15 protein-coding genes and 1 riboswitch are annotated in these 15,276 nt (G+C 66.7%); of the genes, 7 read left to right on the top strand and 8 right to left on the bottom strand.

Annotated elements, in window-relative coordinates:
• Window positions 1-25: 25 nt before the first annotated feature.
• From ACTDXD_RS04115 to ACTDXD_RS04130, 4 genes are read left to right on the top strand one after another with little or no spacing between them, the layout of a single operon-like run.
• Entirely contained in the window at window positions 26-1,921 is a 1,896-nt protein-coding gene (locus ACTDXD_RS04115) for a VWA domain-containing protein (RefSeq protein WP_440125918.1), read from the top strand.
• On the top strand, window positions 1,921-2,535 hold the full coding sequence (cobO, locus tag ACTDXD_RS04120) for a cob(I)yrinic acid a,c-diamide adenosyltransferase (RefSeq protein ID WP_132475815.1): 615 nt from the start codon (window positions 1,921-1,923) through the stop codon (window positions 2,533-2,535). Before ACTDXD_RS04115 ends, cobO begins: the two co-directional genes overlap by 1 nt.
• Window positions 2,498-4,915, top strand: a complete 2,418-nt coding sequence (locus ACTDXD_RS04125; protein ID WP_440125919.1) for a cobyrinate a,c-diamide synthase — start codon at window positions 2,498-2,500, stop codon at window positions 4,913-4,915. Before cobO ends, ACTDXD_RS04125 begins: the two co-directional genes overlap by 38 nt.
• Window positions 4,897-5,835: a cobalamin biosynthesis protein gene (locus ACTDXD_RS04130; protein ID WP_440125920.1), complete on the top strand. Its 939-nt coding sequence runs from the start codon at window positions 4,897-4,899 to the stop codon at window positions 5,833-5,835. The genes ACTDXD_RS04125 and ACTDXD_RS04130 overlap by 19 nt, the downstream gene beginning before the upstream one ends.
• Window positions 5,836-5,905: 70 nt before the next feature.
• Here ACTDXD_RS04130 and ACTDXD_RS04135 read toward each other — a convergent pair whose 3' ends face one another.
• Genes ACTDXD_RS04135 through ACTDXD_RS04145 form a run of 3 tightly spaced genes read right to left on the bottom strand, consistent with a single transcriptional unit; the run spans window position 5,906 to window position 9,061 of the window.
• Window positions 5,906-7,456: a CotH kinase family protein gene (locus tag ACTDXD_RS04135; RefSeq protein ID WP_440125921.1), complete on the bottom strand. Its 1,551-nt coding sequence runs from the start codon at window positions 7,454-7,456 to the stop codon at window positions 5,906-5,908.
• Window positions 7,456-8,133, bottom strand: coding sequence for a DUF4956 domain-containing protein (locus ACTDXD_RS04140; RefSeq protein ID WP_440125922.1), 678 nt, complete (start codon window positions 8,131-8,133; stop codon window positions 7,456-7,458). Before ACTDXD_RS04140 ends, ACTDXD_RS04135 begins: the two co-directional genes overlap by 1 nt.
• A 22-nt stretch (window positions 8,134-8,155) precedes the next feature.
• Entirely contained in the window at window positions 8,156-9,061 is a 906-nt protein-coding gene (locus tag ACTDXD_RS04145; protein WP_440125923.1) for a polyphosphate polymerase domain-containing protein, read from the bottom strand.
• Between the two features lie 149 nt (window positions 9,062-9,210).
• Between ACTDXD_RS04145 and ACTDXD_RS04150 the strand changes: the two genes are divergently transcribed.
• Window positions 9,211-9,645 carry a DUF1801 domain-containing protein gene (locus tag ACTDXD_RS04150; protein ID WP_440125924.1) on the top strand — a complete coding sequence of 145 codons (435 nt, stop codon included), beginning with the start codon at window positions 9,211-9,213 and terminating at the stop codon, window positions 9,643-9,645.
• A gap of 101 nt (window positions 9,646-9,746) precedes the next feature.
• Window positions 9,747-10,301: a hypothetical protein gene (locus tag ACTDXD_RS04155; RefSeq protein WP_440125925.1), complete on the top strand. Its 555-nt coding sequence runs from the start codon at window positions 9,747-9,749 to the stop codon at window positions 10,299-10,301.
• On the opposite strand, the gene ACTDXD_RS04160 is transcribed toward ACTDXD_RS04155, so the two are convergent.
• Genes ACTDXD_RS04160 through ACTDXD_RS04175 form a run of 4 tightly spaced genes read right to left on the bottom strand, consistent with a single transcriptional unit; the run spans window position 10,276 to window position 13,508 of the window.
• Entirely contained in the window at window positions 10,276-11,016 is a 741-nt protein-coding gene (locus ACTDXD_RS04160) for a cobalt-precorrin-6A reductase (protein ID WP_440125926.1), read from the bottom strand. The genes ACTDXD_RS04155 and ACTDXD_RS04160 overlap by 26 nt on opposite strands.
• Window positions 11,013-12,506, bottom strand: a complete 1,494-nt coding sequence (locus tag ACTDXD_RS04165; protein ID WP_440125927.1) for a cobyric acid synthase — start codon at window positions 12,504-12,506, stop codon at window positions 11,013-11,015. The genes ACTDXD_RS04160 and ACTDXD_RS04165 overlap by 4 nt, the downstream gene beginning before the upstream one ends.
• A 4-nt stretch (window positions 12,507-12,510) precedes the next feature.
• Entirely contained in the window at window positions 12,511-13,275 is a 765-nt protein-coding gene (locus ACTDXD_RS04170; protein WP_440127526.1) for a CbtA family protein, read from the bottom strand.
• 38 nt (window positions 13,276-13,313) lie between these two features.
• The gene (locus ACTDXD_RS04175) at window positions 13,314-13,508 is read right to left on the bottom strand and encodes a CbtB domain-containing protein (RefSeq protein WP_054714377.1); all 195 of its coding nucleotides are present in this window, start codon (window positions 13,506-13,508) and stop codon (window positions 13,314-13,316) included.
• A 30-nt stretch (window positions 13,509-13,538) separates the two neighbouring features.
• A riboswitch (cobalamin riboswitch) is annotated at window positions 13,539-13,657 on the bottom strand.
• 68 nt (window positions 13,658-13,725) lie between these two features.
• On the opposite strand from ACTDXD_RS04175, the gene ACTDXD_RS04180 reads away from it, so the two are divergent.
• Window positions 13,726-14,262 carry a histidine phosphatase family protein gene (locus tag ACTDXD_RS04180; protein ID WP_440125928.1) on the top strand — a complete coding sequence of 179 codons (537 nt, stop codon included), beginning with the start codon at window positions 13,726-13,728 and terminating at the stop codon, window positions 14,260-14,262.
• Window positions 14,263-14,265: 3 nt separating this feature from the next.
• Here ACTDXD_RS04180 and ACTDXD_RS04185 read toward each other — a convergent pair whose 3' ends face one another.
• Window positions 14,266-15,195 carry a cation diffusion facilitator family transporter gene (locus tag ACTDXD_RS04185; protein WP_440125929.1) on the bottom strand — a complete coding sequence of 310 codons (930 nt, stop codon included), beginning with the start codon at window positions 15,193-15,195 and terminating at the stop codon, window positions 14,266-14,268.
• Between the last annotated feature and the right edge of the window lie 81 nt (window positions 15,196-15,276).

Below are 15,276 nucleotides of genomic sequence, written 5' to 3' on the forward strand. Positions count from 1 at the left end.
CCAGCGGGAGCCTGTGGAGGTTGGAGTGCTCGTGTATCCGTTCAGCGCTGTCGTCGGTTCCGACGACCTGGCGCTGGCCCTGACCCTGTGCGCGGTGTCGCCGTCGATCGGCGGTGTGCTGGTGCGCGGCGAGAAGGGCACCGCCAAGTCGACCATGGTGCGTGCGCAAGCGGGGCTGTTGCCGCAGGTCGCAGAAGTCGACGGCTGCCGGTTCGCCTGCGACCCGTCCTCCCCCGATCCGCACTGCCCCGACGGCCCGCATCCGGCCGACGCGCCGTCGCACATCCGGCCGGCACGGCTCGTGGAGTTCCCCGTCGGCGCGAGCGAAGACCGCGTCACCGGATCCCTGCACCTCGGCAAGGCACTGTCGGCTCGTACCGCCGAATACGAGCCGGGCCTGCTCGCGCTCGCACACCGCGGCGTGCTGTACGTCGACGAGGTGAACCTGCTGCACGACCACCTCGTCGACCTGCTGCTCGATGCCGCTGCCATGGGGCGATCGACGGTGGAGCGAGACGGCGTGTCCGTCAGTCACGCCGCGACGTTCGTGCTGGTGGGAACCATGAACCCCGAGGAGGGCGAGCTCCGTCCGCAGCTCCTCGACCGGTTCGGGCTCGCCGTCGACGTCGCAGCGCCCCGCGACCCGCAGTTGCGCGTCGAGATCGTGCGCCGCCGCCTCGCATTCGACGCGGATCCCGACTCGTTCGTCGCGCAGTGGTCCGCGGCCGAGCAGGATTTGTCCCGGCGGATCGCATCGGCGCGCGAACGCGTGTCGGCGGTGCGCCTGGGTGACGACGCTCTGGTGTCGATCGCCGAGATATGCGCGGCGTTCGACGTCGACGGTATGCGTGCCGATCTCGTCACGGCCAAGACGGCGGTCGCGCATGCGGCGTGGGCCGGCCGCGACGAGGTGACCCGCGACGACGTGGCGGTCGCCGCGAAACTCGCGCTGCCGCATCGGCGGCGCCGCAACCCGTTCGACAATCCCGATACCGATGACGATCGTCTCGACGAATTGCTGAATCGTCCCGATTCGCAGCCTGATCCTGACCTCGATCCCGACGACGACCCCGACGGTGGCGGCGCGCCCGACCCGGAGGACTCCCCTGCAGACTCACCGTCCGGCTCGAACGCAAGCGTTCCGAACTCGGTGGATGCACCGGCCGATCCGTACCGGACACGGCTGTTCTCCGTCGACCGCACCGGACGTGGCGTCGCGGGCAGGCGATCGAAGGCGGCCACCACCATCGGGCGTACCGTCGGCGACCGCGCCGGCGACACCGGCGCAATCCATCTACCCGCGACGATCCGCGCCAGCGCGCTGACCTCACGCGGCTGGGACGTGCGACGCAAGGTCGTCGAGGGCCGGGAAGCGAACCTCGTGTTGCTGTGCGTCGACGCCTCCGGGTCGATGGCAGCCAAGCAACGGATGACACAGGTCAAGACAGCGATCCTGTCGCTGCTGCTCGATGCGTACCGTCGTCGCGACACCGTCGGACTGGTGACGTTCCGTGGCAACAGCGCCACCGTCGCATTGCCCCCGACCAACTCCGTCGATGTCGCCGCAGCCCGGCTGCGGGAACTCCCGGCCGGGGGGCGCACGCCCCTCGCCGAAGGCCTTGCCGAGGCCGCCGAGACGATCCGGCGGCATCGGCTGCGCGACCCGGACAGGCGGGCGCTGCTCGTCGTCGTCACCGACGGACGCGCGACCTCGGGCACCGACGCGGTCGCCCGTTCACTGGAGGCCGCCGATGTTCTTCGAGCCCAAGGGGTCGCGGCGGTCGTCGTCGACTCCGAGACCGGTCGCTTCCGGATGGGACTCGCGGCGCAACTCGCCGACCGGCTCGGCGCCGAATATGTACAAGTGGGCGAGGTTCACGCCGACGCCCTCACCTCGATCGTGCGTGGGAGGGCAGCCTGATGCCGAAGGGACAACCCGAGGTCGTACCGAACGACGGACTCACCACCCGCCAGCGCCGCAACCGGCCCCTGCTGATGGTCAACACGGGCGACGGCAAGGGCAAGTCCACCGCCGCGTTCGGGTTGGCCTTGCGCGGCTGGAATCAGGGCTGGTCGGTGGCGGTGTTCCAGTTCGTGAAGTCGGCGAAGTGGCGGCTCGGCGAGCAGACGGCGTTCGAAACCCTCGGTGAGCTGCACGACGAGCGCGGCACCGGCGGTGCGATCGAATGGCACAAGATGGGCTCGGGCTGGTCGTGGTCGCGCAAGGAAGGCAGCGACGAGGATCACGCCGCCGATGCTCTCGCAGGATGGCGCGAGATTCAGCGACGTCTCGCCGCCGAACAACACGGCTTGTACGTGCTCGACGAGTTCACGTATCCGATCAACTGGGGTTGGATCGACGTCGACGAGGTCGTCGAGACGCTGACGTCGCGGACCGGACATCAACACGTGATGATCACCGGGCGCCGCGCCGACCCCAAGCTGATCGAGGTCGCCGACCTGGTCACCGAGATGACGAAGATCAAACACCCGATGGATGCGGGGCAGAAGGGCCAGAAGGGCATCGAATGGTAGCGGGTGCAGCGTGGTAGCGATTCCGCGCTTCGTCGTTGCCGCGCCGGCATCCGGGCACGGGAAGACCACCGTGGCAACAGGTCTCATGGCCGCCTTGCGTCGCGCCGGCCACACGGTGTCGGGGCACAAGATCGGCCCCGACTACATCGACCCCGGTTACCACGCGCTCGCGACCGGTCGGCCCGGACGCAACCTCGATCCGCATCTCGTCGGCGACGATCTGGTTGCGCCGTTGTTCCTGCACGGCGCGGACGGCGCCGACATGGCGGTCGTCGAGGGCGTCATGGGTCTCTACGACGGGATGCTCGGCACCGACGGGTACGCATCCACCGCCCACGTCGCAGGACTGCTGGGCGCACCGGTGATTCTCGTCGTCGACATCTCGCATGCGTCGCGCTCCATCGCCGCCGTCGTCCACGGCATGGCGTCGTACGACCGGGGTGTCCGCATCTCCGGCGTGATCTTGAACAAGGCCGGGTCGCCACGACATTCGGACGAGGTGATCGCCGCACTCGAATCCACCGGCATCCCCGTACTCGGCGTACTGCAACGCGACGACGGGATCTCCGCACCGTCGCGGCATCTGGGACTCGTCCCGGCACAGGAACGTGCCGAGGCAGCTGCGCAACTCGATCGTCTCGCGTCGCAGATCACCGAGCACATCGATCTCGACGAGGTCGCGCGCATCGCGCGTTCCGCACCCGACCTGGCCGACATACCGTGGGCCCCGCCCGCCTCGGGCACCGACGGCCCCGTGATCGCCGTCGCAGGGGGGCGGGCATTCACGTTCCGCTACACCGAGACCGAGGAGATCTTGCGCGCGGCAGGATGCCGGACGGTCACCTTCGACCCGTTGCGCGACGAGACCCTGCCCGAGGACACCGCAGGCATCTACCTCGGTGGGGGCTTCCCCGAGGTGCACGCGGCAGACATCTCGTCCAACGCTCCTTTGCGCGAACACCTTCGGAACGCCATCACAGGTGGTGTGCCCACCGTCGCGGAATGCGCCGGACTGCTGTATCTGTGTCGAGACGTCGACGGCGCCGACATGGTCGGTGCACTGGACTTCTCCGCCCGCATGACACCGCGTCTGACGCTCGGCTACCGCACCGCGATCGCGCCCGCCGACAGTCTGCTCGGCCCCGCAGGAACCCGAGTGACCGGTCACGAATTCCACCGCACCACAGTCGAACCCGGCCCCACCCCCGCGTGGTTACTGAACGGACGGCCCGACGGATTCGCCACCGCGACGCTGCACGCGTCGTACCTGCACACGCACTGGGCCGGTCACCCTCAGCTCGCGGAGCGCTTCGTCGCTGCTGCACGTACGGCCACGCCTGTGGCCTCGCCCCCACGGATCCCTCGTGTCGCGGTACCGGACCTTCATCATCACGGGGATCGCGACGTCGCCGACGGCCTGATCGATCTCGCGGTGAACGTGTCGCGGCGGCCGCGGCCGGGATGGCTCGACGAGGCGCTGCGGTCGTCGCTCGATGCGCTCGACCGCTATCCCGACCCCAGTGCGGCACGCGCCGCACTGGCCGGACGACATCGGCGCAGCGTCGACGACGTACTGCCCACCGCGGGCGGCGCCGAGGCCTTCACCTTGATCGCGCGTGCACGCTCCTGGCGGATGCCGGTGGTGGTGCACCCGCAGTTCACCGAACCCGAAGCTGCGCTCCTCGCTGCCGGTCACGAGGTGCGGCGCGTGCTGCTGCGTGCCGGCGACGGGTTCCGGCTGGATCCGGCCGCGGTGCCGGACGACGCGGATCTGGTGATCGTCGGCAATCCCACCAATCCCACCTCGGTGCTGCACCCCGCGTCGGCGCTGCGGTCGCTGGTGCGTCCGGGCCGGGTCGTGGTGATCGACGAGGCGTTCATGGATGCGATACCCGGAGAAACAGAATCGCTGTCGAACGAGAGCATCTCCGGATTGATCACGGTGCGGTCGTTGACGAAGACCTGGGCGATCCCGGGCGTGCGCGCGGGGTACGTCGTCGGCGATCCCGAGATAGTGACCGATCTCGCGGCGCAACAACCGCCGTGGTCGGTGTCGACACCCGCCGCCGCGGCAATGATCGCATGCGCCGCACCGAGAGCGACGGATGAGGCGACCGTGATCGCCGACGGGCTCGCCACCGATCGTGCCGCGCTCGTGGAAGCGCTGACCGCTCTCGGGCTCGAGGTCGCGGGAGATCCGACCGCTCCGTTCATTCTCGTCCGGGCGGTGCGGGGAACACGGGAGGCGTTGCGTTCGAAGGGGTTCGCGCTACGCCGCGGCGACACGTTCCCGGGTCTCGACGACGGGTGGGTGCGGATCGCCGTCCGCGACCGGGCAGTGACCGACGCCTTGACGGATGCGTGGCGGTCGATCCTGTGAGCGGCACGTCGAGAGCCGCGGGCCTGGCGCTCGGGTACGCGGCCGATCAGGTGTTCGGCGACCCCCGTCGCTGGCATCCGGTGAGCGGATTCGGCAGGCTCGCGCGCGCCACGGAGAAGATCCTCTACGCCGATAATCGCCCCGCAGGTGTGGTGTTCACGTCGCTGCTCGTGGGGTCTGCGGCGGCGCTCGGAGGTGCGACCGATCGCGCCACCCGTTCCCGGCCCTGGCTCGGTGTCGCAGTCACCGCTCTCGCCACATGGGTGGTGCTCGGTGGTCGCTCACTCGGACGCGAGGCCCGTACCATCGACGCGCAGCTGCGTGACAATGACCTCGCGTCCGCGCGGGTTCAGGTGACGCACCTGGTGGGGCGCGATCCGTCACAGCTCGACGAGAACGGCGTCGCTCGGGCCACCATCGAGTCGGTCGCGGAGAACACCTCGGATGCTGTTGTCGCACCGCTTTTCTGGGGTGCACTGCTCGGCCCTGCCGGACTACTGGGATATCGCGCAGCGAATACGCTCGACGCCCGAGTCGGTCACCGCACCCCCCGGCTGGAGAAGTTCGGGTGGGCCTCGGCACGGTTCGACGACCTGCTCAACCTCGCTCCCGCACGATTGTCCGCGCTGCTTGCCGCCGGCCTGGGTCCGCGTCCGGGCGCTGCGATACGCGCGTGGCGACGGGATGCGCATCGGCATCCTAGCCCTAATGCAGGGCCCGTCGAATCGGCGTTCGCAGGTGCGCTAGGGGTGCAGCTCGGCGGCATCAACGTCTACCACGGCGACACCGAAGACCGCGGCACGCTGGGCGACGGGCCGGCACCCACACCTGACGACATCGGTCCCACTGCGCGGCTCGCTTCCCGCGTGGGGCTGGGTGCACTGGCAGTGGCCGCGCTCGTCGCCTGCGCCACTCGGTGATTCGAGTTTGCGGCAGTAATAGACAGCCACAACCGTTTCGAACGGTTGTGGCTGTCTACGCGCGTTGTTTCTATATCGCTGCGAGCGCCTCAGTGCGCTGCTGAATCCAGGTCCGCATCGAGTCGACGCTCGACTGCAGGCTTTCCGCGGCCAGACCGTCGCTGACCGGGACGCTGGACGCGAGACCGTCGAGGATCTCGAGTGCCTGCCCGCTGCCGTACATCTGCTCGTACAGATCCCAGTAGGCCGCCTCGTAGACGTCGGTGAAGGCGTCGGACGCCAGGAACCGGGTCTTCAGAGTGTTCCCGCCCATCGACGGCCCACCTCCGTCTCCGCGGTTCGGCCGGGCCATCCCCTCAGGCCGGGCCATCCCCTCAGGTGGTGCCATCCCTTCAGGTGGTGCCATGCCGCCGCCCATGGAGACGGTGTCGTTCGGTCCGGCCGTCGTTCCGCCCTGCATGGCCATGTTGAGATCCCACGACACGACCGAGATCTTCTCCGTGTCGAGGTCGTACCAGAGGTAATAGTTCTGACCGGGCCCGGACATGTCGTCGCTGTTCACGAGGAGGTTCTGCGTGGCGACGTACCGCGCGAACGAGTCGACGTCGACCCAGTCTGCGAGATGTGCGTCGAACTCCTCGTCGCTCGCCGAGTCCATCCACTTCAGAAAGCTGATGATCGGCTGTACGTCGCCCGTGCCCTCGGCATTGAGCTGCTTGAACTGATCAGTGTAGTCGGCCTGGTCGTCGCCGACGTACGCGAACTTCGACGACGCATCGGCTTTGTAGAGATACCCGTCGGAGTCGAACAGGGAGTTCGCGTACGACTCGTCCGGGTGCTCGAGCAGTAGACGCGTCGCGGTCGCACTGTCGTTGACCGAATACACCGAGTAGGCGTAACGCTGCGTCGCCTGGTCGGTTGCGGCCGTGAGCGACAACGCCATTGTTTCGTTGAGTACCGGTGAGCCCGGTCGCACCGACAGCTGGGTCATCCCTTGATATGCCCGGCCGTCGACATTCTTCGAGAAGTCGATGAGCAGCGGCAGCGACGTCGGATCGTCCACCGAAATACTGGTGCCGCCCAGCCCAGGCATACCGCCACCTCCGCCGAACATCGCTGCAGGGTCGAAGTCCTCGGGGATTTCGAATCCCTCCGGTGGTTCCATTCCTTCCGGCGTCCGGAACCCGCCGTCCTCGCCACCGGGGCCGCCTCCCATGCCACCTCGCAACGCCGAGAGTGTCGAGTTGCCCTTGAGTCGGACGCCGACGTCGGTGATCGATGTGCCGTCGATGGTGATGTCGGCGGTGACCCACTCCTTCTCGCCGTCGTCGACGTACGAGTCGACCATGTCGTTGTATTCGACATCGCTGATCTCGAGCGACACCTCGTGCTCGACCGACGTGTCGAACAGGTCGACGGCGCCCGCGATGTTCTCGGTGATATCGGACGTGATCACGGTGGCGTCGCCGGTGATGTAAGGACGGATGCGGGCGGCGCCGAACACCGTCCCGACGATCGCGACGAAGACGGCCAGCGCTACGACAACCTTCCAATGCTGACGCAGCGACGTCGGAATTTTGTGCCGCAACCGTTTTCGCGGCCCGGTCGTCGGCTCGTCCATCAGATGTCCGTCTGGTCGTATCCGGTGAGGACAGTGACGCGTTGGCCGGCGTTGACCTCGTTCAACGCGGCGATCAGATCGCTGGACTGCTTGCCCTTCTTCAGCTGTGCCGTGTAGTACAGCTCGGTGAGGGCACCGCCGCGGACGGAGTCGGTGGATACCAGTTCGAACTCGGTGCAGTACTGGATCAGCACATCGGAGACGAGGTCGGTGTATCCGGGCTCCGGCGGCACCTGGACCTTCACGACCTGTCGCTGCACGTCGAGCTTGAACCAGTTGAACTTGTTCATCAGCACCAGCACCAGGCAGATCGCGATGGTCGCGGCGATCGCGAGCACATAGAAGCGAGTGCCGGTGGTCATGCCGATCGCCATCACCAGGAAGATGAACCCCACGTCGCGGGTTTCCTTGATGGCGTTGCGGAATCGGACCACCGACAATGCACCGACGAGCGCGAATGCACGGGCGATGTTCGATCCGACGACAAGCATGATCAGTGCGACGACCATGCCCACCATGACGAGGGTCTGCACATAGGACTGGCTGTAGGAGACATTCTTGTGGGTGTAGCGATAGACCCAGCCGATGATGGCCGAGAGAACAAACGACAACGACAGCGACATGATGATGTCGAGTGTCGTGAACGTTCCACTGAGGTCCTGGAAATCGAAGTTCATGAAGTTGTCCTGTGTCTGTGGATCAGTGGGCCGGAACGGCACGGAAGACGTCGGTGGGCAGAGAGGCGTCGACCTCATCGGGCACGACGAGTTCGGGTGCGCCCAGTCGGGAGCGCGGTGCGAGACCGAATGCTTCGACGGACTGGCAATACTTGGAAATCCGATTCACCGACATGTCGAGACGCGCGGTCATATCCGTCACCCAGTACGGGACACGTTCGTTCGCCTTGATCTCGACGATCGCAAGCTTGGGGGGAATCGTGAAGCGATTCTCTGCGGGCGCAGCGAAATGGAAGTCTCGGTCGCGGCCGTGGATCCTGTGGTCGATGGTCACACGCAAGCCCAGATCGGCGTCGACGCCGACGAAAGCCTCCCGCAGATATCCGGTCGTCACGATCGGCCGCAGATCGAGGTTGCCGATCAGGGTGGTCACTTCGTTGACGAAGGGTCGCTGCGAAGGTTCGCACCGGATGGCCTGACGGTCGTCGAGCCAGCTTCGCGCTGTGCCGTAGGGCAAGGCAATGCGTCGCTTCTGGGTCACTCGGTTGACGCGCTGCTTGATCTCGATCTGCACGGACGAGTCCTCGGTGCATTCGTGCGGCGCGCCGTAGAGTCGCATCCGCACCTTGCGGCGGAACTTCAGCCCCTCGATCTTCTCCCAGTAGAAGCGCAGGCTCGGGGTGTCGTAGTAGACCGACGTCACCGGATAGCCCCCGCGCGGGGAGAACGGGTCGTTCTCCATACGCGCGGCCAGTTCCGCACGCAGTTGTGGGACCCGCATCTCGTCGACGAGGTATTTGATCTCGTATCGATTGAAGGAGTGCAGTCTGCTCGCGGTCTGCTGATAGCCGGTGGGGCGGGTGGGAACGTCTTCGGCAGGCGCCGCACCACCGGGCGAACCTCTGCGGAACCGGTCGAACACACTCATGGCACACCCTTCGTCTACGCATCTCGATGAACGAATCGAGTACAACAAGCGGCGCTCGAGGAAACGTTCGATCAACCTGGCAGTTTGCTGTGAGCAGCCACTGCGGTGAACGTCTGCTGCAGGTCGGATGGCCCTGCCACACTGCCCGTATGGCCGAGAACAAGACAGCGAACAAGACACAGCCCACCGACGCCTCCGTCGCCGAGTTCCTCGACGCGGTCCAACATCCGGTCCGTCGTGCCGACGCGTGGACCTTGCACGACATGATGACCGAGGTGACCGGGCAGGGTGCCGTGATGTGGGGACCGTCGATGGTCGGTTTCGGCCGCTACCACTACCGCTACGAGAGCGGACGCGAAGGTGATGCGCTCGCGGTGGGTTTCTCCCCGCGTAAGTCGAACCTCGCCCTGTACGGGCTCACGATCGCTCCTGAAGCCGAACAACTCCTGGGCACGCTCGGTAAATACAAGGCCGGCGCGGCGTGCCTGTATGTCAACAAGCTCACCGACGTCGACCTCGGTGTGCTGACCGACCTCGTCCGCCGCGGATTCACATACATGACGACGGTGCAGCACCGGCTGTGACCGGTCAGGGGTCGCCCGATCGGATGTGGCGCCGATCACGTATCAGTGCAACACTGTAATCAGTGCAAAACTGCACGTCGATCTGTCCGAGGAGGACGATCATGCGAAATCCACACATGCACTCACGTGGCTTCGGCCGCCCCGGCGGATGGCAACAGGCCGATGTGCCCGACGCGAGCGACGCCGACGACTGGTTCTCCGGCCGACTACCCGATGACTGGTTCACCGGTCCCGCCACGGTGGAGGTCGATCGGGAAGAGATCATCGTGACCGGCGAGCTTCCCGCACCCGACGACACCTCCGACGCAGTCGTCGAAGGACGCATCTCGCGGTTCCGGGAAAGCACCCGCCCCGAACGGATGCGCATAGCCGACGAAGCCGAGGCCCGCTACGGTCGCAAGGTCGCGTGGGGTGTCACGCTCGGCGGCCACGACGTTTTGTTCACCCATCTCGCGGTGCCGGTCATGACGCGACTGCGTCAACCCGAGCGCAAGGTTCTCGACACTCTCGTCGACGCCGGAGTGGCCCGATCACGCTCGGACGCGCTCAAGTGGACGGTGCGACTCGCCGGCCAGCACACCGACGAGTGGCTCACCGAACTGCGAGAGGCGATGAAGAAGGTCGACGATCTCAGATCGGAGGGGCCACAGATCTGAGGACCCAGTCGACAGCCTCGTCGACCGATGCCACCGTCGCGACCCCGGGCGGCGCTGAGGGGCGACGCACCACGATGATCCGCACCCCGAGTTCATCGGCGGCAACGAGCTTCGCCCGGGTGAGTTCGCCGCCCGAATCCTTCGTGACTAAGGTATCGATCTCGTTGTCCTGCATGATCTTTCGCTCACTTTCGACGGTGTAGGGGCCGCGGGCCTGCACCACCGCCCAGGACGGCGGGACCGCGTGGTCCAGGGGGTCGACCACGCGCACCGTCACCCGACGTCCAGCCAGCGGACCGGCGAAACGGCCCAGTGTCTGACGTCCGGTACTGAGAAAAATACTTTCGCCCGTCGAGGCTGCCGCAGCAGCGGTGTCGTGGTCGTCGACCCAGGTCCATGAACCGTCTCCCGTCCACCCCGGGCGCTGGAGCCGCAGAAGCGGTACGTTTGCGTGTGCACAGGCGGCCGCCGCGTTGGCGCTGATCCCCGCCGCGAACGGGTGAGTGGCATCGACAATCGATTCGATACTGTTCTCGCGCAGATAATTCGCGAGTCCATCGACACCTCCGAAACCACCGATGCGGACCGGCCCCACCGGCAGTCGCGGATTCCGGACGCGCCCTGCCAGTGACGAGACGAGATCGACTCCCCTGTCCTGCAATGCAACCGCGAGCGTTCGCGCTTCCCCGGTGCCTCCGAGAATGAGCACGGTCATCTCAGCGTTCCCGACAGAATCGGCAACACCGGCGCATCCGTCAGCGTCGTCAACAGTGCATCGACGTCGAGATGCTCGTCGACCATATCGGCGAGAAGCTCGATCCTCTCCTCGCGTGCCGAAGCGAAACTCACCGTGCCCGTGCGGATCTCACGACCCGAGGCCGCAGCCACCTCGCGCAGCCAGGCGGCGCGCAGTTCGTCGCCTTCGAGACTGCCGTGCCACATCGTTCCGAAGACGTTGCCGCTGCGCGCACCCCCGAGAAACTCGTCGGCGCTGCCGACTTCCACGCGTCCGTGGTGGATCTCGTAGCCGGACGCAGGCGCACCCAGCGCGGCGCCCGAAGGCAGCCGCAGCACTTTGTCCGGCCCGAACTCTGTTCGGACGTCGAGCAGGCCGAGCCCCTGCGCCACCGCGCCGGGGCGTCCCTCGACTCCGTGCGGGTCGCTGATCTCGCATCCGAGCATCTGGAATCCGCCGCAGATCCCCAATACGGCGCCACCCGCACGGGCGTGATCGACAATGGCGACGTCGAGGCCACGCGACTGCAGCCACTCGAGGTCGGCGAGGGTGGCCCGGGTGCCCGGCAGGATCACGATGTCGGCATCCGCGAGAGCCCGCGGGTCATCGACGAAGCGGACCCGCACATCGGACTCGAGGCAGAGTGCGTCGACATCGGTGAAGTTGCTGACGCGGGGCACCATCACCACCGCGATCGTGAGGGCACCGTCGGCGCCGTGTGAGGGTCGTGAGGCGAGGGCGAGCGAGTCCTCGGAATCGAGCCACAGGCCGCGTTGCCACGGTAGAACGCCGAGGACGCGACGTCCGGTGAGCTCGTACAACGAATCGAGCCCCGGTTTCAACAGATCCACATCGCCGCGGAACTTGTTGATCACGAATCCTCGGATCAACTCCTGATCAGCGGCGTCGAGCAATGCCAACGTGCCGTACATCGACGCGAATACGCCGCCGCGGTCGATGTCGCCCACGACGAACGTCGGCAACCTACCGTGCTGAGCAAGGCCCATGTTGACGTAATCGTGGGTGCGCAGGTTGATTTCGGCAGCGCTTCCCGCGCCTTCGCACACCACTATGTCGAACCGGCTGCGCAGGTCGTCGAAGGCCGCGAACGCCGCCTCCGCAAGATGTTCTCGTCCGCCCGCGAACTCGCCGGCCTCGAGAGTTCCGGCGGGACGACCGTGCACGACGACGTGGCTGCGCCGGTCGCTGCCGGGCTTGAGCAGCACCGGGTTCATCGCGGATTCGGGTAGGGCTCGCGCGGCGACGGCCTGGATCCATTGGGCGCGCCCGATCTCCACCCCGTCGCCGGTCGCGGCATCAACCGCGACCATCGAGTTGTTCGACATGTTCTGCGCCTTGAACGGAGCGACCGTCAGGCCCCGCCGCGACAGTGCCCGGCAGATGCCGGTAACGACCACGGACTTTCCTGCGTCCGAAGTCGTCCCGGCGACGAGAATGCCTTCGCCCACGTCGTCAGGCCACGGTCCGAACGCGCGTCGCACGTTCGGTGAGAAACGCGAAGATGAATCCGAGGGCCGCCCACAGGGTGACCTGAACGGTGAACGACGCGACGCGGAACTGCCACAGCAGGCTTGCCGGAAAATCGTCACTCACTTCGTCGATGGTCGGCATGACGAGGTATCCCAGAATCACCACGACGAGGAACGCGATCACCGGACCCACGAGGCGGACGGTGTGCAGACCCTGGTTCGCGAGGGCCTTCGCGACGGCCACCGCCACCGCGATGGCGATGAGACCGAGCACGACGGCGGCAAGCCACCACAGCGTGCGCTCGTTGATGGTGTCGGGATCGCCGACTGCGGGCGGGTTCGCCGGGTATTTGAAGAACGGAACCGCTTCGATCGCGAGCCATGCCGCGCCCGCACCGGCCAGTGCCAGCTTCCATCCCGGCATGTCGGTGTAGCGACGAGCGAAGTGCAGCACCGCAGCATACAGCGCACCGAGAGCAAGCCCGGCCAAGCCGGTCGCGAGGAACAGTCCGGCCTTCTGCCCGGTACGACTCACCTCGGCGTCGTCGCCGTGACTGTGTGATTCCTCCTCGACGACTGCGGCACCGCCGTGATCATGATCGGCTGCTTCACCTGCGGCTTCTTCGATCGCGATGGCGGAGTCTATGTGGGGCTCCCCCACGACGAACGCCACCGCACCGGCCAGCAGGCCGGCGAGGAGGCCCGCGAGGAGGCCACGCAGCAACAATTGGACGAAACTTCCGGACAGGCTCGCTTGTCCACCCGGCGACGTCGGCCGGGTTTCACTCAGTGACACGGGAGGCCCAGCAGATGCCGACCGTCGTGCATGAGTTCGTGCATGAACATGCCGGTACGGGATATCGCTCCCTGATCGAATCCGACCAGATAGAGCACGACGAAGGCGAGGATCACCGTTGCGGCCACCGCTACAGCGAGCGCGGCCGAGCCGAGTGAGTCGTCGGGTGTATGGACTACCGCCATGACAACCTCCTGGGATTACGCGTCCCATCCGAAAGGTCATGTGCCGTGGGAGTTCCCTGACTTCCTGAGATCTGCGATCTTCGGTTCACAGTGGCGCGACCGCTCCGGATTCTCACCGGATTCCCTGCACCTCGGCACATGCGTACCGACGAACTCTGGCACCGCAGGTCAGTCGGTGTCAAGCGGAGAGCGCTGCACCTCGAGGGACACTGTGCCCGTGCCGCGCCTGTTCCTGATCTCCCACGCCTCCACCCACGCGCAACAGCATGTGCGCTTCCCTGCCGACGATCCGCTCTCCGAACGCGGACGACGTGAACTCGACCGTGTCGCGGCACCGGTGATCGATCGCGCGCTCACGGCTCCCGAGGTCCGCACCGTGGACACCGCAGCGGCTCTGGGCTGGTCGGCGACCGTCGAACCCGCACTGCGCGACCTCGACTGCGCGAAGTGGTCGGGCGTGCCGATGGACAGCATCGCGGAGGTCGAACTGGCTGCGTGGCTGACCGATCCCGTGTCCGCTCCGCACGGCGGCGAGGCGATCGTCGACCTGATCGCGCGCGTCGGTGCGTGGCTGGACACCTTCGACGAGTCACCCGAGCGAATCGGGGTCGTCACGCATCCGGCGATCATCAAGGCAGCGGTGGTGCACGCACTCGGAGCGCCGGCCTCGGCATTCTGGAGGGTCGACGTCCGTCCGCTGAGTGTGACGCGGCTCAACGGCCGTGTCGGGCGCTGGACCGTGCGGCTGGGCTGAACCTCACCACGTCACGTCCTCCTCGCACTTGCGTCCGTCGATCGTCCGTTCCACCTGCACGGTCGCGTGGTCGAGTCCGTGCGACGACAACGTGGTTCGCGCCGAGTCGAGCACCCAGTTCGCGTCGTGGTCGCTCACCAGGTGCACGGTCGCCACGTCCATACCCGTGGTCAGTGTCCACACGTGCAGATCGTGAACGCCGGAGACGCCGGGCAGCGCAGCCAGATCGGCGCGCACCGCGTCGACGTCGAGGTGGCTCGGCGACGCCTGCGTGAGGATGCGAAGCGATTCTGCCGCGAGCCGCACTGCACGCGGCACCACCCACAGGGAGATCAGCACACCGACGACGACGTCGGCGAAGCTCCACCCGAACGCGAGGACCAGCACACCCGCGATGAGGACTCCGACGGAGCCGAGTGCGTCGGCGAGGACCTCCATGTAGGCCCCCCGCACCGCGAGGCTTCCCTTGGCGTCGGCGCGCAGGAGCAACATGACGACAACGTTGGCCCCGAGCCCGGCCGCTGCGGTGAGAATCAGCGGGGCGCCGGGGATCTCGGGAGTGTCACCGATGCGGTCGATCGCCTCGTACATCACCCATGCCGCGACACCGAGCAACAGGATCGCGTTGGCCATCGCGGTGAGCACTTCGGCGCGGTGCCAGCCGAATGTGCGGGCTGCCGCGGCACTGCCGCGACGGGCGAGAACGAGCGCCACCATGCCCATCGATACGCCGACGACGTCGGTGAGCATGTGCCCGGCATCCGCAAGCAGTGCAAGCGATCCGATCCACAGTCCGACGCCGGCTTCGAGCAGGAGGAACACGCCGAGGACCGCGAGAGAGATGGCCATCCTGCGGATGGTGCGATCCGACGGTCCTGCGCCCTGCCCATGGCCCTGGCCGATGCCGTGTGAATGTCCGTGCCCCGAACTCATGGCCCTCCCTTTCAGGTCCGGGCCATCGTATGCATAAATGCGCATGTGTACAACCGCTACGTCCCTACGTCAGGATCACCC

The sequence above is a fragment of the Rhodococcus sp. SJ-3 genome, from assembly GCF_051918125.1.
Lineage (GTDB): Bacteria > Actinomycetota > Actinomycetes > Mycobacteriales > Mycobacteriaceae > Rhodococcus.